18 protein-coding genes are annotated in these 22,144 nt (G+C 66.1%); 6 read left to right on the top strand and 12 right to left on the bottom strand.

The annotated features are described in order from the left end of the window. Positions 1–4 precede the first annotated feature (4 nt). Positions 5–1,459: a dihydropyrimidinase gene (gene hydA, locus J2X92_RS21135; protein ID WP_307578421.1), complete on the top strand. Its 1,455-nt coding sequence runs from the start codon at positions 5–7 to the stop codon at positions 1,457–1,459. 70 nt (positions 1,460–1,529) lie between these two features. After that, positions 1,530–2,216, top strand: coding sequence for a GntR family transcriptional regulator (locus J2X92_RS21130; protein WP_307578420.1), 687 nt, complete (start codon positions 1,530–1,532; stop codon positions 2,214–2,216). 27 nt (positions 2,217–2,243) lie between these two features. Here the strand turns inward: J2X92_RS21130 and J2X92_RS21125 are convergent, their stop codons facing one another. The 3 genes from J2X92_RS21125 to J2X92_RS21115 form a co-directional block, all read right to left on the bottom strand. Then, the gene (locus J2X92_RS21125; RefSeq protein ID WP_307578418.1) at positions 2,244–3,164 is read right to left on the bottom strand and encodes a tyrosine-type recombinase/integrase; all 921 of its coding nucleotides are present in this window, start codon (positions 3,162–3,164) and stop codon (positions 2,244–2,246) included. A 67-nt stretch (positions 3,165–3,231) separates the two neighbouring features. Beyond that, complete coding sequence (locus tag J2X92_RS21120) at positions 3,232–3,657, bottom strand: diguanylate cyclase domain-containing protein (RefSeq protein ID WP_307578647.1); 426 nt, start codon at positions 3,655–3,657, stop codon at positions 3,232–3,234. 190 nt (positions 3,658–3,847) lie between these two features. Beyond that, positions 3,848–4,972, bottom strand: a complete 1,125-nt coding sequence (locus J2X92_RS21115) for a sensor histidine kinase (protein ID WP_307578416.1) — start codon at positions 4,970–4,972, stop codon at positions 3,848–3,850. Between the two features lie 378 nt (positions 4,973–5,350). Between J2X92_RS21115 and J2X92_RS21110 the strand changes: the two genes are divergently transcribed. Further along, positions 5,351–6,325, top strand: coding sequence for a ferritin-like domain-containing protein (locus tag J2X92_RS21110; protein WP_307578414.1), 975 nt, complete (start codon positions 5,351–5,353; stop codon positions 6,323–6,325). Positions 6,326–6,512: 187 nt separating this feature from the next. On the opposite strand, the gene J2X92_RS21105 is transcribed toward J2X92_RS21110, so the two are convergent. Further along, complete coding sequence (locus J2X92_RS21105) at positions 6,513–8,117, bottom strand: GGDEF domain-containing protein (protein ID WP_307578412.1); 1,605 nt, start codon at positions 8,115–8,117, stop codon at positions 6,513–6,515. A 381-nt stretch (positions 8,118–8,498) separates the two neighbouring features. Between J2X92_RS21105 and J2X92_RS21100 the strand changes: the two genes are divergently transcribed. Beyond that, positions 8,499–9,824, top strand: coding sequence for an NAD(P)/FAD-dependent oxidoreductase (locus J2X92_RS21100; RefSeq protein WP_307578410.1), 1,326 nt, complete (start codon positions 8,499–8,501; stop codon positions 9,822–9,824). Positions 9,825–9,835: 11 nt separating this feature from the next. On the opposite strand, the gene J2X92_RS21095 is transcribed toward J2X92_RS21100, so the two are convergent. From J2X92_RS21095 to J2X92_RS21075, 5 genes are all read right to left on the bottom strand, one after another. After that, complete coding sequence (locus J2X92_RS21095) at positions 9,836–11,455, bottom strand: ABC transporter substrate-binding protein (protein ID WP_307578408.1); 1,620 nt, start codon at positions 11,453–11,455, stop codon at positions 9,836–9,838. A 36-nt stretch (positions 11,456–11,491) separates the two neighbouring features. Continuing rightward, entirely contained in the window at positions 11,492–12,769 is a 1,278-nt protein-coding gene (locus J2X92_RS21090; protein WP_307578406.1) for an NAD(P)/FAD-dependent oxidoreductase, read from the bottom strand. Positions 12,770–12,830: 61 nt separating this feature from the next. Continuing rightward, positions 12,831–13,712 (bottom strand): GNAT family N-acetyltransferase, encoded by an 882-nt coding sequence (locus J2X92_RS21085; protein WP_307578404.1) that lies wholly within the window; start codon positions 13,710–13,712, stop codon positions 12,831–12,833. After that, a complete protein-coding gene (locus tag J2X92_RS21080; RefSeq protein WP_307578402.1) occupies positions 13,709–14,101 on the bottom strand; it encodes a RidA family protein in 393 nt (130 codons plus the stop codon). Before J2X92_RS21080 ends, J2X92_RS21085 begins: the two co-directional genes overlap by 4 nt. After that, positions 14,098–15,183, bottom strand: a complete 1,086-nt coding sequence (locus J2X92_RS21075) for an alanine racemase (protein WP_307578645.1) — start codon at positions 15,181–15,183, stop codon at positions 14,098–14,100. Before J2X92_RS21075 ends, J2X92_RS21080 begins: the two co-directional genes overlap by 4 nt. 234 nt (positions 15,184–15,417) lie before the next feature. On the opposite strand from J2X92_RS21075, the gene J2X92_RS21070 reads away from it, so the two are divergent. Then, complete coding sequence (locus tag J2X92_RS21070) at positions 15,418–16,335, top strand: LysR family transcriptional regulator (RefSeq protein ID WP_307578400.1); 918 nt, start codon at positions 15,418–15,420, stop codon at positions 16,333–16,335. A gap of 24 nt (positions 16,336–16,359) precedes the next feature. Here the strand turns inward: J2X92_RS21070 and J2X92_RS21065 are convergent, their stop codons facing one another. From J2X92_RS21065 to J2X92_RS21055, 3 genes are read right to left on the bottom strand one after another with little or no spacing between them, the layout of a single operon-like run. Continuing rightward, positions 16,360–18,678, bottom strand: a complete 2,319-nt coding sequence (locus J2X92_RS21065; protein WP_307578398.1) for a LamG domain-containing protein — start codon at positions 18,676–18,678, stop codon at positions 16,360–16,362. A gap of 20 nt (positions 18,679–18,698) precedes the next feature. Beyond that, positions 18,699–19,676, bottom strand: coding sequence for a Bug family tripartite tricarboxylate transporter substrate binding protein (locus J2X92_RS21060; protein ID WP_307578396.1), 978 nt, complete (start codon positions 19,674–19,676; stop codon positions 18,699–18,701). 47 nt (positions 19,677–19,723) lie between these two features. Further along, positions 19,724–21,133 carry an aminotransferase family protein gene (locus J2X92_RS21055; protein WP_307578394.1) on the bottom strand — a complete coding sequence of 470 codons (1,410 nt, stop codon included), beginning with the start codon at positions 21,131–21,133 and terminating at the stop codon, positions 19,724–19,726. 71 nt (positions 21,134–21,204) lie between these two features. Between J2X92_RS21055 and J2X92_RS21050 the strand changes: the two genes are divergently transcribed. Further along, positions 21,205–22,122 (top strand): LysR family transcriptional regulator, encoded by a 918-nt coding sequence (locus tag J2X92_RS21050; RefSeq protein WP_307578392.1) that lies wholly within the window; start codon positions 21,205–21,207, stop codon positions 22,120–22,122. Positions 22,123–22,144 lie beyond the last annotated feature (22 nt).

Genomic DNA, 22,144 nt, shown 5'->3' with positions numbered 1-22,144 from the left:
GACGATGAGCTCCTACGACCTGATTCTTCGCAATGCCGACATCGCCACCGTGGGCGACCGCTACCGCGCCGACATCGGTGTGCGCGACGGGCGCATCAGCGCCATCGCCCATCGACTGGACGGCAGCGCGACGCGCGAGATCGACGCGGCCGGCCGGCTGGTGACGCCCGGTGGCGTCGACGGCCACTGCCACTTCGACCAGCCGACCAGCGACGGCTCGCGCTTTTCGGACGACTTCTTCACAGGCACGCGCTCGGCGGCCTGCGGCGGCACCACCACGGTGTTGCCGTTCGCCGCGCAGCAGAAGGGGCGCAGCATGCAGGAAGCTGTCGACGACTATCACCGGCGCGCCGAAGGCAAGGCGGTGATCGACTATGCATTTCATCTGATCGTCGCGGACGCGACCAAGGACGTGACGCAACGCGAGCTGCCGGCATTGATCGAGAAGGGCTACACCTCGTTCAAGATCTACATGACCTACGACGACCTGAAGCTCGCCGACCGGCAGATCATCGAGGTGCTCGCGGTGGCGCGCCGGCACGGCGCGATGACCATGATCCATGCCGAGAACAGCGACTGCATCGCCTGGCTCACCGAGCAGTTGCTCGATGCCGGGCTGACGGCGCCGCGCTATCACGCGAGCTCGCGGCCGATGGCGGTGGAGCGCGAAGCCACGCACCGCGCGATTGCGCTGGCCGAGCTGATCGATACCCCGATCCTGATCGTCCACGTCTCGGGCCGCGAGGCGGTCGAGCAGATTCACTGGGCGCGCGGGCGCGGGTTGCCGATCCATGCCGAGACCTGCCCGCAGTACCTATTCCTGAGCGCGGAAGACCTGGGGGTGGACCCCGACGATCCGATGCACGGCGCACGCTGCATCTGCAGCCCGCCGCCGCGCGACAAGGCCAACCAGCAGTTCATCTGGAACGCTCTTTCGAGCGGCCTTTTCACGATCTTCTCTTCCGACCATGCGCCCTTCAACATCCATGGCAGCGACGGCAAGCGCGTGGCCGGCGAGGATGCGTCCTTCGACCGCATTCCCAACGGCATTCCAGGTGTCGAAACCCGGCTTCCGCTGCTGATGAGCGAAGGCGTGCTGACGGGGCGCATCGACGTCCATCGTTTCGTCGAACTCACGTCCACCAACCCGGCGCGGCTCTACGGGCTGTATCCGAAAAAGGGCACGATCGCGGTCGGCAGCGATGCGGACCTGGTGGTGTGGGACACGTTCGGCGAGGGCCACGAAAAAGTCATCCGCAACGACATGCTCCACCATGCGGCCGACTACACGCCCTACGAGGGCATGAAGATGCGCGCCTGGCCGGGAATCACGCTTTCGAGGGGACGGGTGGTATGGGAAAATGGCGTGTTCTCGGCGGAAGCAGGTGCGGGGCAGTTCCAGCCCTGCCTGCGCCCTCGCGCGCCCAACGCCGAGAATCCGCTCGCCAAATGGCTGTGAAGCTTTCAGCCCCGCCGCGGCTGGCCTTCCAGGCGTTTCCCCACCTTTCGTGGCAATCAACTTCTCCCGCATGCCAAGCCTTCCCAGCCCGGCTCAGCCAGCCACAATTACCATCGCGCCGCTCGAAGTCCGCTCCGCGAGCCTGGCCGAGCAGGCCTACGCGAGCTTGCGCACGCTGATCCTCGATCGCAAGATTTCGGCGGGCAGTCCGCTTCAGGAAGGCCGCCTCGCGGACGATCTGCGGATTTCGCGCACGCCGATGCGTGAGGCGCTCGTCCGGCTCGCCGGCGAAGGTTTGCTCGTGCGCCGCGACGCGCGTTCCTACGCGGTGCGCGCGCTGGGCACCAAGGAATACTTCGACTGCATGCGGGCGCGCGAGATCATCGAGTGCGAGGCCATCGTACTGGCCGTCGACAAGATCACCGAAGCGCAGCTCGACGAACTGGACGCCGATCTGAAGACGCTCGACGCCGGGGTGCACGACGAGATCGAGCACTGGCACTTCGACGATCGGTTCCATCAACTCATTTCATCGGCCAGCGGCAATGTGGTGCTGCCGCGCCTGGTCGAGGAACTGCGCGTGAACGCGCGCCTGTTCCGGCTGCACAGCCCGCTGCACCGCCAGCGTGAAAACCATGAAGAGCACGGCGAGATCATCTCGGCATTGCGCGCGAGGGATCCCGAAAGGGCGCGCGCGGCGATGCGCGCACATCTGCGCAGTCTCCAGGAAGACGTCAAGCGCGCGCTTGTCGACTGATGCCGGTGCAGAGCCGCCGGCCGGCGCTCAGATGACTTCGGCCGGGCCCGTGAGCACGCGCTGATATTTGCCCATCGCCTCGGGCTCAATGCCGAGCCAGCGCGCCACCTGGTCAAGCTTGGCGCCTCTTCGCAGCTGCCGCAGCGCGAAGGTGTGGCGCAGCAGGAACGAGCCGCCGCCAGCGGCATCAATGCCCGCATCTTCGAGCACCTGCTTGGCAGCCACATACTGTGCTTCCTTGCTCCACGCCTTGCCGGTGCGCGTGGCCGGAAACAGGAATTCGCCCGCAATCTGCGCCTCGGCCCGCACTTTCAGCCAGTGCTGGAGTAACTCGCCCGCCCAGGGCGCAATCGGTGCCTCGCGTGCCGGTGAGTTGCCGTTGCCCGGCACCGCAACTTTCCACGGACGGTCGCGCCGACCTGCGATCTGCGACGTGGGCGCGTTCAGCCGCAGCACGCGAACGTCGCCGGGCGTGAGTCCCGCGCCCAGCTGCAAGGCGACGGCCACTCGGTTTCGCAAGGCCTGCCAGCTCAGCGCGGCTTGTCCATGCCTGTCGCCGGGCCGGGGCCTTGCGCTCGAGAGAAAGGTGATGAGGTGCCTGGCTTCGGAGACCGAGAGAAATTCCGGCAGGGGATCCGCCCGCGCCGAATCGGCATAGCGAACCTCGGGCTGGGTGGCTATCCATTCCGATGCAGCCGTGTTCGCGGCGATTCCCTGGGCCGCCGCATGGTGGCGCAGCACCCGGTCGATCAGCCGGAGCAGGCGCAGCGCATAACGCGGTGACAGCGACAGATCGTCGCTTTTCATGCCAAAGCGAGCCTGCTGGAAGGCCGACAGATCGCTGGTGTCCAGCGACGCGAACGTCACCGCGGGCGACTGGCCGAGGCACCAGGCGGTGAAACTGCCCCACATGTCCCGGTAGACCGCGATGGACGAGGGCTGTCGCAAGGCCCCGTTTTCCTGCTGGGACGCGAGCCACCTGTCGAACGCGGCTTGGTGGGATTCGCCCGAAGGTTCAGAAAAGAGCGGAAGAGACGTCATAAAAATACGCTAACGGCGACGGATTTGTTTTTCCGTTGTTGCCGGCGAGTGTTGGTAAATGGCGCATGCGTTGAGGTGTGGTTGGTACGCTCGGTTTGCCGTTAGTGTATTTATTTCTTGATGGTAGCAGTCTTTGCGGGGCCGCCGCGACCTGTGCCCCCTCGCCGGGCCGGCCGTACAAAGAAGTTTGCGAATTCATCGCCGCTTGTCCGCACGACGGTGCCACGCTGCGCAGGCACTGGCTCATGCGTTCGGCCATGACCTTCAGCAATTCGTCGCCCGCCTTGTGGTTAAGGCTGTCATTGACTAGCTTGAAGCCGTCCAGGTTGATGAACACCACCGTCATCAACGGCCCGTATCGGTCCGCATACGAAATGGCCTGCTTGAGGCGATCTTCCAGCAGCGCGCGGTTCGGAAGTCTCGTCAGTACATCGTGGATGGCCTGGTGCTTCAGGTGGTCGGCGCTGCTCTCCAGCAGCAGATTGAAAATGCTCGAAACGCGATGAACTAGCTGGCCAAGGCGATAGGATGTTTGAGTTCTAGATCCACCATGGGCCGCTCTGCATGAGAGGGCCAGCCCCGCCCACTACCTACTGGACAGAGTGCAGAGGAAGGCTGATGGTGAAGACGCAGCCCGAGCCCGGCACGTCCCGGACCGTCAACGTTCCATAGTCCGCTTCGATGGTTTGACGAGCGATGGAGAGCCCAAGCCCCAGACCGGCCCGGCTGTCGTTGTTGGGCCTGAAGGGGATGAACATCTTTGCGGCGCCGCCTGGCGGCAATCCTCCGCAATGGTCCTCGACATCGATGAGGACCTGGTCGCCCGAGGCGTAGGCGCTCAGGGTCACCATGGCGTTCTCCTGGGTGTACTTGAAGGCGTTCTGTAGCAGGTTGGCCAGCGCCGCATGAAGCAAATCCCGGTTGGCCATGATCGCCAGCGAGGGATCCACGGTCCGCACCTCGAAGACTGCGCCTTTGCGCGCCAGATCGAGCCGCGCCACCAGGTCGACATCCGCAATGAACGCGGCCACCGAGAAAGTCTGGCGTTGATCGGCCCCTTCGCCCCGCACTTCGGCCGTGGCCCTGCTGATTAACAGCCCCAGCGTGGAAAGGCTTCGCTTCAGGACCGCGCCCGTTGCGCCGCTGATCGCCATGTTGCCCAGTTCGAGCGCCCGCACGGCGAGGGTGGCGGTTCCGAGCGAGTTGCGCAGTTCGTGAACCAGGAATCCCAGCCGCTGCTTTTCGCCTGCGATCTGCTGCACCGAAATCTGCGCATCGCGTTGAGCGCTGAACTCGGTGACGGCGTCCGCAATGGCGTTGTCCAGACAGCGGTTCAGCGTACGGAACTCGGCCACGGCAAATGGTGCATCCCGTTCGAATGCGAGGTCTGTGATGGCCTGGCAGAGATCGCCGTAGTCATGAACGACCTGGTCCACGGTGTAGCCCAGATTGAGCAGTTCCTTGCCGTGGGCGGTGGCGCTCACGCCTATTTCGGACAGGGCAAGCGTATCGCCCCCAGAAGGCCCCGAAATGGCGATGCTCACGTCCATCTCGTCGTCTTCTTCTGCGGCGAGCGTTCTCGCGAGCTGGTCCAGGAACATGGGCACACCATGGGCCAGTTGCTTGTCGGTCGCCGCCCGCAAGGGGCGTTGTGCAACCTTCACTTTGCACCGAGCAATCAGTTCGTGGCGGTTGTTGGAAAGAAAACGGTGCATGAAGACCTTCTTGGCCAGTGCACGAAGCGATGGGGCAGGCCAGCAGCTCGTGCGTCGGAGGCTCAGTGGCCACTATAGGCGCTTCGGGCTGGGAACTCGAGGTGATCGAGGTAATGGATGAGCGGCAGTGTGCCGCATTCATGTTGTATTGGGGCACGCAGCCGTCGCGCGGAGCGGCAGCGCCCCGCCCAAGTGCACACCGGCCACGAGCGTGGCGAAATTCATCCGCCAGATGATGCATTGGCCACCCCAACGGGTTGGACTACAGCACGCCGCGCCATCCACCCACCTTGTGCCAACGGCGGGGAGCGAATGATGCTCCCAAACAAGGCTGACAACTCGCCCGACCTCAACCACCAAACCATCCAAGGAATGCCCGTGACCCAAGCCAAGACCCCTTCCGAGCGCTACGACCTGAACCTCGACCCCATCACCGGTGAGCCGGGCTCGCACCCCGTCGGCACGGGCGCGGGGGCCACGGGCGGTGCCCTCGCCGGCGCCGCTGTCGGTGCCGTCGGCGGACCGGCAGGTGCGGTCGCCGGCATGCTCGTGGGTGCCGTGGCCGGCGGCATGGGTGGCAAGGCCGTTGCAGAGCGCATCAATCCCACCGTCGAACACAGCCACTGGGAAGGCGTCTACACGCGCGAGCCTTACTACGAGCCGGGCCTGAGCTACGAGCACTATGCGCCCGCCTATGAACTCGGCTGGAACCGCCGTGCGGCGTTGGACGACTCCTTCGCGGCCGTCGAGCCGTCGCTAGCCCGCGAGTGGGAAGCACGCCGCGGCACCTCGTCGCTCACGTGGGAGCAGGCGCGGCCTGCCTCGCATGCGGCATGGGAGCGCGCCGACCGGCTCTACATGCGTGACGAGGACACCTCGCTTCCCGAGGGCGATCCGCTATCGAACGATGAGGTGGTCGACGTGCTGAACGATGTGATCGAGAACGTGCGCGACGGCGAGGCCGGATTTCGCACCTGCGCGGAAGAAGTGGAATCTCCCCGGCTGAAGCAACTGTTCGCGACGCGTGCCGCGCAGTGTCGCGAGTCCGCGGCGCAACTCTCCCAACTGGTGATTTCCTATGGCGGAGAGCCTGCGGACGGTGGCACCGCCTCGGGCGCGCTGCACCGGGGCTGGGTGCACCTCAAGGGCGCGGTGGGTGCGAACAGCGAGCTGTCGATCCTCGAGGAATGCGAGCGCGGCGAGGACGCCGCAGTCGCGCGCTTTCGCAAGGCTTTGCGCCAGCCGTTGCCCCAGGATGCACGCCAGGTGGTGCAGTCACAAGCGCAGGCCGCGCAGCGCAATCATGATCAGATCCGTGACCTGCGCAACGAGGCACGCGCAGCGCGCGCCTAACCCCCTGCGCCTGGGGTGCGCGACAGGCAGGGACGCTCCGAGAAAGTGCTGCCGTGTTGCCCATTGAGTACTCGCAAGAAATCGAGCATGCCAGCTTTCCTTTGGAGGAGGCCCGCTTCGCGCGGGCTTTTTCCCGTCTGCTCCGTCATGGTTGCGAGTCTCGCGCACGGGTGCCTTTGGAAGCTGGTCAACCGTGCACCTTGACCGTATTCCGCCCCCCTTCTTTGGCAAGATAGAGCGCCTCGTCCGCGGCTTTCAACAGTTCAAACGGCGTGCTGCCGGGCTGCGGAACCCAGGCCGCTACGCCAAGGCTGACGGAGACGATGCCTCGGCCCGTCGCTGCATGAGGAATTTGCAGATCGGCCACTGCCAGCCGTGCCCTTTGCGCGACCTCGAGCGCCCCGTCGGCGTCCGTCGCGGGCAACAGCAGAACCATTTCCTCGCCGCCATAGCGCGCTACAAGATCGCCTGAGCGCCACACCGCCGAGCGCAGCGCCTGGGCGGCCCGCCGCAAGCACTCGTCGCCCTCAAGGTGGCCGTACAGATCGTTGTACTTCTTGAACTCGTCGACATCGACCATGACGACCGCCAGCGCCATTTGGCTTTCCAGTGCCTGTTGGAAGTTGAGGACCAGGCGGGCGTCGAAGTAGCGGCGGTTAGCCAGACCCGTCAGCCCGTCTTCCTGAGCGAGATGTTCCAGGCGCTCATTGGCCTCCGTCAGTGCGTCCCGGGCGCTTCGCAAATGGAGTTCAGCCACCAGCCGTCTGCGCATCGATCGGATCAGATAACGTCCTGACACTCCAATGATCAAGCACAAAAGGACGACCCAGGTCGTTTGATAAATCGATGCGGATTTCCATTCCCGCAGCGCCTCGTCCTTGCCCGCGGCGACGGTCACGAAGAGCGGATAGTCCAGCAGGTGCTCGAAGCTGATGATCCGGGTCACGCCGTCAATCGCCGATCTTCCCTCGACGGTGCCCGAACGCGAGGCCTGGAAACGCTGCTGCAACGGAGAGTCCGTATTGCGCCTGCTCATGTCGGCTTCTCTGAAGGGCCTGCGAACCAGGAGCTGGTCGGTCCGGAACAACGCGATCGCTCCTTGCTCGCCGATCTGGAAACGGTCCAGCACGGCCAGTAGGTGCTTGACGCTGAGCGTGACCAGCACCACACCGGCGAAGTTTCCGTTCGGGTCGTTGATCCTTCGGGACACCGGGATCACCCACTCGCCGGAAGAGCGGCTCACGATGGGGCCACTGATCAGGGTCCGCGCACTCGGGTTGATTCGGTGATGAATGAAATACTCGCGGTCCGAATTGTTTCGTGACCCGGCCGCAGAGGCCTCGGAATGGACCAGCCAGCGGCCTTGCTCGTCGTAGATGAAGAGTCCTCTGATGGCTTGAACTTCGGAGGTATGGTTCACGAGGACCGGCTGCAGACGTTGCAGCGTGTCAGGCGTAATGTCCGAACGCTCGAGTTCGAAGACGAGGCCCGAGCTGATGTGCTCGGCCAGGGCGACGGTACTTTCGATTTGTTGGCTGACCGCGCGCGCCAGGTTGGTGTTCGCCCGCGCGATCTGCTCGTTTTCCGCCGTGCGAGCGCGAACGACCAGCCATGCATTCATAACCAGCAACGCCGCACACACGAAGACTACGAACAAAGTGGTACCGAAGATGACGCGGCTTTTTTGCACATCCGTTTTTCGGGCAAGAGAGCTCGCGTCGTCAGCGGACCATTGGCCAATGGACGTAGCCGGAGCCGTCTCCGTTGGCGTGGGCGAGGAAGCTGTTTTCATCGAAGGCTCGCATCAGCGCGTGCATCAAGCCTCGGCGGCGCTCGTTGACACGAGGCCGATAGCAGGAACGATTGGCTGATCTTCGTGGCCCTGTACCGCTACGTCGTGCCAGCGCGCCGTCGGCATGTCGCCCACGCAAACTGAAAAACTGTGCACACTACCGACGGGTGCGGCGACTGGGTGTCAGTGGGAGGCTTGCCTTCGCGTGAGGCGCCCCGCTCTGCAATGAGGCCCATCCGGAGCGGCCCTCAGATAGGGCGCCCCACACTCGAAGCACAGTCTGCGCAAGTCAGTGCAGGTTCCCAAGCTGGATTGGGATGGCCTGCCGCAAACGCCGTCGTGCAGAACGTGCAGAACCGAAACGAAGAGCGAACTCCAGCCATGCCACAGCCACTGCGCCTCATCGAGACTTCGCCCAACCCGCCGGCTCGTGCCGACGTCGTCGTGATCGGCGGCGGGATCATCGGTGTGTTTGCCGCGTACTACCTGGCCCGGCGCGGGCTTTCGGTCGTCGTGGTTGAGAAGGGCCGCATCGGCGCCGAGCAATCGAGCCGCAACTGGGGCTGGTGTCGCCAGCAGAATCGCGACGCACGCGAACTGCCGATGGCCACGAAGAGCCTGGAGCTGTGGGAGCAGTTTGCCGCGGATACCGGTGAAGACACGGGCTTCAACCGCCATGGGTTGCTTTATCTGAGCGACGACGACGACGAAATCGCCCGCTGGGCTCGCTGGCGCGATTTCGCCAAGTCGGCGGGCGTGACGACGCACATGCTGAGCAGCCGGCAGGCCTCGCAGCGGGGTCAGGCGACCGGTCGCGCGTGGAAAGGCGGCGTGTTCTCGCCCACCGACGGCACGGCCGATCCGGCCAAGGCGGCGCCCGCGGTGGCAGCCGCGCTGATGAAGCTGGGCGGTACCGTCCACCAGAACTGCGCAGCACGGGGCATTGAGCTGGAGGGCGGCCGAGTCAGCGGCGTGATCACCGAAGCGGGGACCATCAAGACCCGCACGGCTGTTCTCGCAGGTGGTGCGTGGGCATCCTCGTTCTGCCACCAGCTCGGCGTGCAATTTCCGCTCGCCACGGTGCGCCAATCCATCGTGCGCGTATCCCCGCTCGAACAGCGCTTGCCGGACGCCCTGGCGGGCCCGCGTGTCGCCGTTACGCGGCGCCCCGATAACAGCTACATCCTGGCCATCAGCGGCCGCGGGCGCGTGGACCCGACGCCGCAGCTGATGCGCTTCGCGCCGCAGTTCGTGCCTATGTTCGCCAAGCGCTGGCGCAATGTGTTTCCCGGCGGCCTGGAAGGCATCCGCTGGGGTCATGAAACTCGCGCGCTATGGAAGTTGGACGCGCCCACGCCCATGGAACGGGCACGCATCCTCGATCCCAAGCCCGACCCGGCGGGCGTGCGCGAGACGCACCGCCGCGCCGTCGAGTTGTTGCCCGCACTTGGCAAGGCTCCCATCGCCAGTACCTGGGCGGGCTACATCGACAGCACGCCCGATGGCGTTCCCGGTGTGGGAGAGGTGCCGGGGGTGCCCGGATTCATCCTTGCCGCGGGCTTTTCCGGGCACGGCTTCGGCATCGGTCCGGGGGCCGGCCACCTGATCGCCGACCTGGTCACCGGCGCAGCGCCGATCTTCGACGCCGCGCCTTTCCGGCCGGACCGGTTCAACAAGTCGGCGTGGGGCAAGGTGGCTGATTTCTAGAGGGCTGCAAGTTATGCCTCCAGCCAGACGTGTTCGGCGAAGCTGGAGCCCATCATCCCGCCGAGCGGAATCTGCGACAGGCCCTTGAGCTTGCTGGCGTGCCCATCGATGCTGGAGAGGAACATCGGAATCCCGATGCCGCCTTCGTTGTGGATCATCACCTGCATGTCCGCATACATCTGGGTGCGCTTGGCCGCGTCGGTTTCCCCGCGCGCGGCCACCAGCAGCTGGTCGAACTTCTCGTTCTTCCAGCCTGCTTCGTTCCAGGGCGCATCGGACTTGAAGAACAAGGTCAGTGCCAGGTCGGCGCTGGGGCGCGTGTTGACGTTGCCGAAGCCGATCGGGTGCTTCATCCAGTGCGTCGACCAGTATCCGTCGGCCGGCATGCGCTTGACCTCCAGATTCAGTCCGATCTGCTGGGCCGCCTGCTGCAGCAGCAGGGCCATCTCCACCGAGTTGACCGCGGCGGGCGAGACCACCACCGGCACGGGCGCGCTGCCCAGGTTGGCCTTTTGAAGGTGCCACTTGGCCTTCTCGGGATCGTGCGCGCGCTGCGGCAGGCCCTTGAAGTGAAAGCGGCTGGCCGGGCCGATGGGCTGGTCGTTAGCCACCACGCCATAGCCCTGCGCGATGGTCTTGAGCATCTGGTCGCGATTGAACAGGTGCTTCATGGCCAGCACGAAATCGGGGTTGGAGCCGGGGCTGCGATCGATGCGCATGATCAAGTCCGTGTACGAGACCGCCTTGGACTCGAAGACCGCGTGCTGGCCGGTGGCTTTCACCCGTTCGACCGAGCGCGGGTCGACCGCGCTGATCAAGTCCAGCTGGCCACCCAGCAGCGCGTTAACGCGCGCAGACTCATCGGTGATGGCCAGGAACTCGATCTCGTCCAGATACGGGCGGTTGGGCTTCCAGTAGTTCTCGTTGCGCACGGCGATGGAGCGCACGCCGGGCTTGAACTCCTTGAGCTTGTAGGGGCCGGTGCCGATGCCGGCACTGAAGTCGGTCGTGCCTTCCTTGACGATGTGGAAGTGGTAGGTGCCCAGGATCACGGGCAGGTCGGCATTGGGCGAGGCCAGGCGGAAAGTCACCTCGTTGGGGCCGGTGGCGGTCACTTGCTCGATCTGGTCCGCCAGGACCTTGGCCTTCGACGCGGTAGCGGGGTCCTTGTGCCGCATGATCGAGAACACCACGTCGGCCGGCGTCAGCGGCTTGCCGTCGTGGAAGCTCACGCCCTTGCGCAGCCTGAAGACCCATGTCTTGGCATCCTTGGTCGTGAACTCCTCGGCCAGCTGCGGCTGAGCGGCGAGGCTGCCGTCCAGGTAAGTCAGGCCGTTGTAGAACATGAAGCCCCGGGCGTAGTCGGTGCCGTTGGCCTGCTTGGCGGGATCGAGCGTGTCGTTCACGCCAGAGGAGGTACCCGCGACCCGGATGCGGCCGCCCTTGCGCGGCGTCTGCGCATGTGCCGCGGTGGCCAGCGATGCGACGCCGCCCGCCAGCGTGGCCTGCATGCCGCCGGCCATCAGCATCGCCAGCACGTCACGGCGGCTGGCGCCGCGCTGCAGCTGACCCATCAGGCGCGTGCTTTCCTCGGCGCCGATCAGGCCGTTGAGGTTCTTGTGCTCGTTCATGGTTGATTCCTCGATTGATGAGTAGCGAGATGGGCTTCAGGCGAACTTGTCCTTGAGCCGGTAATAGGCTCCTACCAGCGGCAGGAACCACGGGGGTCCGACATGGCCCGGAATCGCAGGCCAGTCGAAGTCTTTCCAGGGATTGAGTTCGGCGCGCCCGTCCATGACCTCGGCCATGATCGTCCCCATCAGGGTCGACATCTGGGTGCCGTGGCCGCTGTAGCCCATCGAGTAATAGATGCCATTGCGCTCGCCGGCGCGCGGCAGGCGGTCACGCGTCATGTCGACCATGCCGCCCCAGCAATAGTCGATGCGTGCGGCGCGCAGCTCGGGAAAGACCTCGTGCAGCGCGGCCTTGAGGATCGCGCCGCTCTTCTCGTCCGAGTTCGGGTTGGAGACGGCGAAGCGGGCGCGTCCACCGAAGAGCAGCCGGTTGTCGGGCGTCGTTCGGAAGTAGTTGACCAGGTTCTTCGTATCGACCGCCATCCGGCGCCGTGGCAGCAATCGGTCGAGCGTCTCTGTGGTCAGCGGCTCGGTGACGATCAGGAACGCGCCGACCGGCACGATGCGGCGCCGGATCCAGCCCAGCGGCCCGGTCTGCGAGGTGCCGCTGGCCAGCAGCACCTGCTTGGCGTGGAGCCGGCCCTTCGGGGTTTCGATCTGGTGCCCTCCGCCGGGGGCGGGTCGCAGGCCGGTCATCGGCGCATGCTCGTGGATCTCCACGCCGCGCCGCGCTGCAGCTTCGCCCAGGCCGCGCACGAAGCGCCCGACATGCATGCCGGCGCCTTTGCGGTAGATCAGCCCGCCATGGAAGCGGTCCGACCCGACCTCGCGGGCCATGTCGGCGCGGCTCACCATCTCAGTGTCGGGGTCGACGTTGGCGGCCAGCAGTTCCTGGCTGCGCGCCAGCTTGTCATAGTGCTCGGGCTTGGCCGCCAGCTTGATCTTGCCAACGCGCGCGAAGCTGCAGTCGATCTTCTCTTCCGCCACCAGGCGCTCGACCATATCGACGCCGGCGTCGAAGGCCCGATAGAGCCGGTCGGCAACTTCCTTGCCGAGTTTGGCCGACATCATCCCGTAGTCCTGCGCAAAGCCGTTGTTGCACATGCCGCCGTTGCGCCCGGAGGCGGCGTTCCCGATGGTCTCGGCCTCCAGGAGCACGACGCGTGCACCTTTCTTGGCAAGTGCCAGCGCAGCCGAACAGCCGGTCAGGCCACCGCCGATCACCGCCACGTCGCAGCTGCCCTGCACCGGTCCTGCAGCGGCACTGCGGAAGGGCTCCGAGGTGTCGAGCCAATACGAGGCAAGCTTCATAGCGGCATTTCCGAAGTTGTCGGCGTTTCCGGTGTCTTCGAGCGCGTCATCGTGATGTCTCCTAGTTGAACGACTGGTTGGCCAGCGCGAACATGCGTGCCGGCCCCGCTGGCGGGATGTGCGGCCCCTTGACCATGGTGATGGCGTCACCAACCTGCCGCAGGCCGATGCTTTCGAGCCAGTCTCCGAGCTGCGAGCTGGCCGCGGTGTCGACGCGCACGAAAACCTGGCCGAGACACGCGAGTGAGGCTTCGATCAAGGCGCGCCCATCAACCGCACTTTCGGCGACCACGGGACCAATGACATACCCGCGGCCGAACCGGCGTGAAATGGCATAGCCGCGCGGCTCGCCGTCACGCACGAGCACGTGGCCGTCACCGGCCTGGACGAGCCGGTCCAGCATCTGCCGCCTGGCCCAGCCCGTGCCCTGCTGGTCCAGCCGCGCGACCGCCTCGGCATCCGATGGCGCCATCGCCCTAACCAGGCTGGCCGGTGGCGCCTGGTGGCGCTCGTGGGGAACGCCCTGATGCTGCTGGACGACGCCGATGCGGACAAAGCTGCGCCTTTCATAAAGCGCCAGACCTTCAGCCGTCGAGTTCAGCGTGATGGTCCGCGGATGCGCCGCCGCCAGCAGCGCGTCCATCAGCCGGGCACCATGCCCGCGGCCTTGGGCCGCCTTGGCGACGATGATCATCCCGGCCGAAGCATGGGTTTCGCCGTAGGCCCACCAGGCCGCGGTCGCGATCACCGTACCGGCGCTGTTGCGCAGCACGAAGCCCTGGCCGAGTTCGAGCGCGATGGCCCAGTCCTCGAGCCGATAAGGCCAGGACATCTCCTGCGAAAGTTGGAGGGCGCCCTCCAGGTGTTCCATGGCAAACGAAAGCAGCACCACCTCGTTGTTGTCGTCGTCGTGGTGGACGGGCTGGGGCGCCATGGCGGTCATGGTTCGCGCACCGCGATGGCGTCGATCTCGACCAGGTACCCGTGGTGCAATTCCGGCACCGGAACCACGCTGCGTGCGGGGCGCGCATCCGGCAGCATGGACGCATAGACCGCGTTGAAGCCGGCCCAGTTGGCGATGCCGACGATGTACGCCGTCACCTTGACGATCTGTTGCGGCGAGCTGCCCGCGGCGCGAACGATCTCCAGCATGTTCTGGATCGCCTGTCTGGCCTGCGCCTCGAATCCCTCGTCGTCCAGCGGACGCCCATCCGGGCGGATCGGCAACTGGCCGGAGACGAACACGTGGGCGCCCGAGACCACGGCCTGCGTGTAGTGGCCTGCCGGCTTCGGCGCGCGGTCCGTCAGGATGCCGGTGATGCCCGTGCTCATCGCCAGCCCCCGAAACGCGGCCACTCGGCTTCGACCCGGTCGGATGCGCCGCGAACGACGTGATAGGCGCGATGCTGAGCGCCCGTGGCGCAGGCGTGGTTCGGCAGGATTCGCACGCGATCGCCGATCGCGAGATCGGGCAGCTTGCCCCCCGAGCCGGCGCGCACCGTGATGATCCCGTGCTCCTGGTTGGCGTCGGCAACGATCAGGTCGGGATAGGGGACGCCGGCGGCGTCGCACACCAGGCCATAACCTTGGTCGACTGCCTGCTTGCGAGTGCCGCGATCCTGCGACAGCGCCATCCAGCCGGCGTCCACCAGGATCCATCCCTTGTTGCGCTGGTGGCCGATCACCGTCGCCAGCACCGACAGCGCGATGTCGTCGACCTGGCAGACACCGATCCCGGCCATCACCAGATCGAAGAACACGAACACGCCCGCCCGCACTTCGGTGACGCCGGTGAGGTCGGCGGCGTTGTGCGCGGTCGGCGTGGAGCCGACGCTGACCACCGGGCAGGGCAGCCCCGCCTGGCGCAGGATGCCGGCGGCATCGACCACGCTGCGGCGCTCGACCTCGGCACATTGCCGCAAGGCCTCGGCCCCGCGGGCCAAATAACTGTCCCCGGCGTGCGTGATCACGCCCCGCAATTCCGCGCCGTCTTCCAGGGCGTGGCCGATGTCCAGCAGCAGCTGCCGGTCGGTCGGCAGCACCCCGGAGCGGTGGCCGTCGCAGTCGATCTCGATCAGCGCCGGAATACGCACGCCGGCCTGGCGCGAGGCTCGGGCAACGGCTTGCGCCTGCTCCACGGTGTCCAGCACCACGGCCACGTCGGCCCCCCCGGCACGCAGCGCCAGCACCTGCGGCAGTTTCGAGGGTGCAATGCCGACAGCGTAGACGATGTCCTGCACGCCGGCGGCTGCGAACTCCTCGGCTTCGAGCAGCGTCGAAACAGTCGCTGGACCCGACGGCGACGTCATGGCGCGCCGCGCGACCTCCACCGACTTGGACGTCTTGAGATGCGGGCGCAGCGTCACGCCCAGGCCGTCCAGCCTGCCTTTCAGGCGTGCGATGTTGCGCTCCATCCGCTCGGCGTCGAGAACGAGGCAAGGCGTCGCCAGTTCACCCAGCGTGGTTGCGATCTGTTCGGCTTGCGCCGGCTCTGTGGTCTGGGCCAATGTCGTGCTCCGAGTTGTGCTTGTCCAATGCGGCCTGCTGGATGCGCACTGGCACCAAGCAAGCGAGATGGCCGGATGTTGCGCCTGATCGATTGAACCTACAATTTATCGAACCTGCATGCCAAGTTAAGGTTCAACTAAATGATTAGCTCCGAGGATCTGCGCTTCTTCAATGTGCTGGCCCAGTCCGCGTCGCTTGCTGAAGCGGCCCGGAAGATGGACGTCACGCCGCCGGCGGTCACGCAGCGCCTGCAAGCGCTGGAAGCACGAATCGGCATCCGGCTGATCGACCGTTCCGGCCGCAGGATGGTCCTCACCGATGAAGGCGATCTGGTTGCATCGCACGGCACCATCGTGGCCGATGCGATGGAGGCGCTGACCGAAGCGCTGGCCAATCGCAAGAAGGCCGTCAGCGGGCATCTGCGCATCGCCGCCCCGCATGGCTTCGGGCGACTGCATGTCGCACCCGTGGTCGATGCGTTTGCAAAAGCGCACCCTGGCGTGACCGTCACCCTGGACCTTGCCGACCATCCCGGCGCGCACCTGCTCGAGAGCAGCGACGTCATCGTCCACATCGGACCGCCTGGTGCCCAGAACCAGATCGTCACCACCCTCGCACCCAACCGGCGCATCCTCTGCGCCAGCCCGGACTATCTCGCCAGTGTGCCGCCGATTCAGTCGCCTTCGGACTTGCTGCGGCATCGGTGCCTGGTGGTAAGGGAGAACGACGAGGACGTCACGCTGTGGCGCTTCGTGCACGCCTCGCGCGGATCTGAAACCGTCCGGATCCGTCCCACCATGTGCAGCAATGACGGCGCGGTAGTCTGCGAGTGGGCGGTGGCAGGGCAGGGCGTCGCAATGCGGTCGGAGTGGAACGTCACAGCCGACCTGGCGGCCGGCCGGCTCAAGCGGGTGCTTGCGAGCTGGGAGGTGCCAGCGGCCGACGTCGTCGCCATGCTGGGCACCCGCTTCGGGCGAAGTGCGCGGGCAACTGCCTTTCTGACGATGCTGCGCCAATCTCTAGCGCCGCCACCATGGAGGCGACGGGCCGTGCGATGAGGCCGGGTCCTTGTCCGCCGTCCATCACTTCACGCCTTCGCAAGGTGCTTTTGAATCCGGCGGCAGCTCCGTGAGCGCTCGCGCGAGACGGCGCGGTGTCACGCCGAAACGGTGCAGCACGTTGCCGAGAAGCTTGCCGAAGAGCGGGTCGCTGCCAACCACCCAGGCCGCGCCGACCGCGCCCGCATGGAATACGCGCCCGCCCTGCGGCCGCTCCCAATAGATCATTTCGGCCGAAAGCCCGTCGAGCGATTCGGTGGGTCTCGAGTAGTAGTCGAGGTATGTGTCCAGCTTGCCCGGAATGCGCCGGATGCCCTTGGCGATGACTTCGATGCCCTCCTGCGGGGCAGGAAGGGAAGTCCCCGGAGGACGATGCCTGGTCATCTTCGCAAGTGTCGAAAGGGTCAGATCCCACTCGTGCCCGATGGCGCGTGGCAGCCCGCCGCCGGGCGCGTGGCCGAAGGTTTCCCCTTTGCCAAGGCCCAGTGGCTGCGGCTCGGTGAAGAGCGCATGCTCCGGCTCCTCGACGTGGTAGACGCCGAAGTCATCCCCGTCGGCGAACGCCCAGCCCGCGGTTTCGAGGCCGATGACGTCGGCAGCCGGACGGCCCGATGCCTTGAGCCGTCCGCCGCGCGCCCAGTCCTGGCTGTGGTACTGCTCGCCGAACGCGCCGGCCGGCGGGCCGACGGGCGGCCTGGCGTCGTCGTGACCGGGCCCGTTGACCTTCCGCTGTTCCATGACGGTGAAGTCTTCGTCGTAGCTCACGCGCAGGTACATGGTGTTGCCCGACAGCACGATCGCGCTGCCGCCGCGCTTCAGGAAATCGTCCAGTCCCTCCACGCCGGGCAGCGACCAGTATTCGCTGTGCCCGTTGATGAAGACGGTCTTGTAGTTCGCGAGCAGCGACGGGTCGCGGTGCAGGTCGATGTCGCCGATCACGTCGTAGTCGTAGCCCTGCTTGTCGAGCCACACGTGCAGGTGGCGTTCGAGCCGCGCCCACTGGCTGAAGCCGCTCGTGGCCGGGTCGTAGAGCGCATTGGGGCTGGCATTGGGCCAGGGCATGCGCAGGCCGACCTGGTAGCAGGGCTGGCCGTGGCGGTGGTAGACGTAGCTGCTGTAGGCCGGCGCTTCGGGATGGCTGTTCTCCAGGCCTTCCGAACGGCGCGGCCACACCGGATCGTCGACCACGTTCTTCGCGAATGGCGTGGTGGCGTAGGCGAGCCAGCTGTTGACGGCACATAGCACCAGGATCGGCGCTGGCGCCACGTGCGCAGGCTTGCGCACGATGAAGGTGATGTCGTAGTCCGCCTTGCGGCCTTCGATGTCGAAGCGCGCGCGGCCGACGTACACGCCCGACCTCGCGTCGTCGGGAATGCGGAATTCGTGCACCGCGTCCCAGCGGCAATCGTAGAGATCATCGCTCGCGAACCGCAACCCATGCCCGCGCGTCGGATCATGGAGCGGGTCGTAGGGCGATTCGTCTTCTTCGTGCTCGCCGACCTTGCCGGGCTCGAAGGCCGGGCCCACGATCATCCAGGTTGCGTGGTTGACGATGCGGCCGGTGCGTTGATATCCGGTGGTATCGGCCACTTGCGAACCGCGTTCCTCGCGCAGCGGCCAGCAGGCGAGTACCGAACGGCCCGTTGCGATCTGCAAGCCGCGCTGTTCACGGCGCGCCGCGATCTCGTCGGGCGAAAGCGCGCGGTCGTACAACGACGGCATGACAAGGTCGGCTTCGAGGAACAGGTCGGCCTGGCCGTCGATGGCACACGCGCCGAGGCGCAGCGGCGCAGCAGCAGGCTTGACTGTCTGCAGCGCGGGCCACTCCGCGACGAACACCCCATCGATGTAGAGCGTCGCGAGCTTGCCGTCCCAAGTGGCGGCAATGTGCTGCCAATGACGCGCCCCAAGCCGGCCGTGCAATGGCGCGGCGTTGTCACCCAAGTGGAACGACAGCGCGCCGCCCGGCTCGATGAAGAGCGCAAAGCCGCGGCGCGCGGGGTCATCGTGCTGGCTGATGATGGTCTGCCGTACACCGACCGTCCACGGCTTGATCCAGCATTCGAAGCTCAGTCCGCGCAGCGGCAGGCCGGCCGGCAAGCCGCATTCGACATGCACGTAGGAGCCGGGATGGATCGGTTGAACGCGTGCCGGATGGGGCGCGAACGCTTCGAGCGCCACGTCGTCGCTGCGTCGCTCGACGTCGCTGCCCAGCCGGCAGACCGCGAATTCGTAGGGCACATCGCTGCTGACGTGGAAGCGGATGAGATCACCCGCTGCCACGGTCTTGGCATCGGCGTAGCCGTGGAGACCGGGCAGTTGCAGCGCTTTGTGTGGCGGCATCGGCTGCGGCGCGGTCGCTGTCATTCCGACGTGAAGCCCGAGGCCTTCACCACCGGCCCCCAACGCTTGATGTCGTCGACGATGAGGGCCGAGAGTTCTTCGGGCGTACTCGGGTTCGGATCGCTGCTGAGCTTCATCAGCCGTTCCTGCACGTCCTTGTTCGCAAGCGCCTTGCCGAGCGCCGCATGCAGCTGGTCGACGATGGGCCGCGGCGTGCCGGCAGGCACGAACAGGCCGGTCCATTCCAGGTTGTCGAAGTGCGGCTGGCCGAGTTCCCTGAGCGTCGGCACGTCGGGCAGCAATGCGGCACGTTTGGCGCCGTTCACCGCCAGCACCCTGAGCTTGCCCGACTGCTGATGCGCGACGAGATCGGCAATGGGCATGATGCCGGCCGAGATCTGGTTGCCGAGCAGGTCCTGCACCAGCGGCGCGGCGCCCCGGTAGGGCGCGGCCACGAGGCCCGCCTTGGCATCGCTGCCCAGCCGGTAGCCCATGAATTGCGCGACGCTGCCCGGAGCGGGCACGCCGTAGTTGGCCTTCTTCGGGTCCTTGGCGGCGATGTCGAGCCATTGCTTCACATCCTTGGCCGGCAGCTCCGCGGGCACCGCGATGCCTAAGTAGAAGCTAGCGATACGGCCGACGGGCTTGAAGTCCTTGACGGGGTCGTAGCGCACCGACTTCGTGGTGAGCGGCAGCATGACCATCATGTGCATGTTGGCGAGCAGCACGGTGAGCCCGTCCGCCGGCGCCGTGCGAACGTAGTCGGCCGCGATCGCGCCGCCCGCGCCGGTGCGGTTGTCCACGACGACGGTCGTGCCGAGTTCGGCCGCGAGCTTGTCGGCGAGCGTGCGCGCCTGAACGTCGGCTGAGCCGCCGGCCGGATAGCCGACGATGAGCTTCAGCGGGCCATGCGCTGTGTTGATCTGTGCACCAGCCGCGACGGCGAAGGCCAATGCCGTGCAGGCGAGCGTGGCCTTGAGAGTGAACGAGAGCTTCATCGAGGGCTTTCCTGGGTGGGGTTGCGAAATCGGTGCGTGCGCCGGGTTCAGCGCGCGAGGCCTTCGCGCGCGACCTCGTCCGCGAGATCGGCCAGTGACTTTTCGAGCAGGCCGGCCAGCTCGTCGATCTCCGCTTCGGTGATCGTGAGCGGTGGCGTGATCATCTGGAAATCCCCGAAAGCGCCGAGGTTGGCCCGGCGGTTGTAGAGCGCGATGCCATGCTTCAAGCCGTGCTCGGTCAGCCGAGCGGGCGCATTGAAGGCAACCGGCAACTGGCTGCGCTTGCCCTTGTCCGAGACGATCTCGATGGCCGTGAGCAGACCCTTGCCGCGCACGTCGCCGACGATCGGCGAGCGGGATGCGATGTCGCGCAGGCGTGCCATCAGCAGTTCGCCCATATCGCGTGCGCGTATCACGAGGTCTTGCCGCACGACCTCGTCGACCACCGCGCGCGCGACCGCGCATGACAGCGGATTCGTGAAATAGGTATGGCCATGCACGAAGCCACCCGCGCTCGCAATTGCGTCGACCATTCGGTTCGGTGCGAGCAGGCAACCCAGCGGCGTGTAGCCGGCGGCCAGGCCCTTGGCGAGCGTGACGAGGTCGGGTCGCGCCCCCTCCCAATGGTGCGTGGCGAGGAAGGCGCCGGTGCGGCCGGCACCGCTCATGATCTCGTCGAAGATCACCAGCACGCCGTGGCGGTCGCAGATCTCGCGCACGCGCTGAAAGTACGCCGCCGAGGAGACCACTGCGCCGGTCGAGAGGCCGCCGATGGGTTCGAGGATGAAAGCCAGCACCGTCTCCGGGCCTTCACGCAGGATGGCTTGTTCGAGCGCGTCGGCGCACGCCTTCTCGTGCGACTCGACCGTGTGGCCATCGGGCACGCGGTATGACAAGGGCGCCGGCACCTTGGGCATCGGCCGGACCATTGGACCGTACAGGTTGAGCGTGTTGGCATCGCCGGTGACCGCCAGCGCGCCGAGCGTGGAGCCGTGGTAGCTCGGATTGCGCGAGATTACCTTCGAGCGGCTTCCTTGGCCGGTCACGACCGCATACTGGCGCGCCAGCTTGATCGCAGCCTCGTTGGCCTCCGATCCGCCCGATACGAAGAATGCGCGGTCGAGGCCGTCGCCCGCGAGCTCGCAGACGCGGTCGGCCAGCGCGATGTTGTGCTCGCTCTCGAAAAAGCGCGGATACGCGAAGGTCACCTTCGAGGCCTGTTCTGCCATTGCGGCCAGTACGCGCGGGTTGCCATGGCCGATGTTCGCGACGACGGCGCCGGCGGTTGCGTCGAGATAGCGCTTGCCGTTCGCGTCCCACAGAAAGATGCCTTCACCGCGCGCGACGCGCGGCGGACGGGCCGACCCCTTGGGGGCGTAGAAGCCGAGGACGGAGCCGCCCTTGGGCTCGTCGCCAATCCGGGCGATGCCGGTCGCGGGGGAGTTCAACATGTTCATGACCCGACGATACGAATCGCGGTCGCTTTGCGGTAGACGCATGGAGTGATGAAGTGTTATACGTATAACGTATGAAGCACGTACATGACCGACTCGACCTTCTCGGCACTTTCCAGAAGATCGGCGAGAGCGGATCGCTCAGCAAGGCGGCGCGGCTGCTGGGGACCACGCAACCCACGGTCAGCCGGCGACTGCTCGAACTGGAGCGGCTGCTCGGCTGCAAGCTTGCGCTGCGCACGACCGCACATTTTTCGCTCACCGATGAAGGGCGCTCGCTGCTCGTCGAAGCCCGCGACCTCGGCGACCGCTGGTCAGGCCTGTCGCAACGCCTGAAGGGAGGGCAGAGTCGGCCTGAAGGCACGCTGCGCGTGATCGGGCCTTCGGGATACGGAACGGGCTTCCTGACCGATGCCGTGACCGACCTGCGCGCTGCACATCCCGCGTTGCGCGTCGAACTCACGCTGACCGATCGGGTGCTCGACCTGACTGCATGGGGCGCGGATTGCTGGGTTTGCGTGGGCGAGGTGCGCGATCCTGGATTGGTGAGCCGCAAGCTCGGCACGATGGAACGCGTGCTGATCGCCACGCCCGAATTGCTCGAGAAGCTGGGGCCCGTCAGCATCGCGCGCCTGCCGCAATTGCCCTGCGTCGGCCTCGTGCCCTACGTGACCGGAAACGTGCGCATGCTGGATCGATCGGGCCGCTCCCGCATGGTGACGCTCGACACGCCGATCCAGACCGACAGCCTGTTGTCGAGCTACCGCGCGATCCTCAACGGAGCGGGCATCGGCGCTGCGGCCCCCTGGATGTGCCAGGAAGATCTCAAGACCGGCCGGGTGCAGCGGGTGCTGGCGAACTGGTGGCTCGAACCCATCGCCATTCACGTCGCACTGCCTCCGGGCATCTACAGGCCCGCACGGGTGACCGCATTCATCGAGGCGCTCAGGGCCAGGATGCTTTCTCTTCCCGGATTTCGACCATCCGCCTGAAAAAGCAGGCCAGGAGGCGCTG

The organism is Variovorax paradoxus (genome assembly GCF_030811855.1).
Taxonomy (GTDB): Bacteria; Pseudomonadota; Gammaproteobacteria; order Burkholderiales; family Burkholderiaceae_C; genus Variovorax; species Variovorax paradoxus_L.
This window is presented reverse-complemented; position numbering and strand designations above follow the sequence as displayed.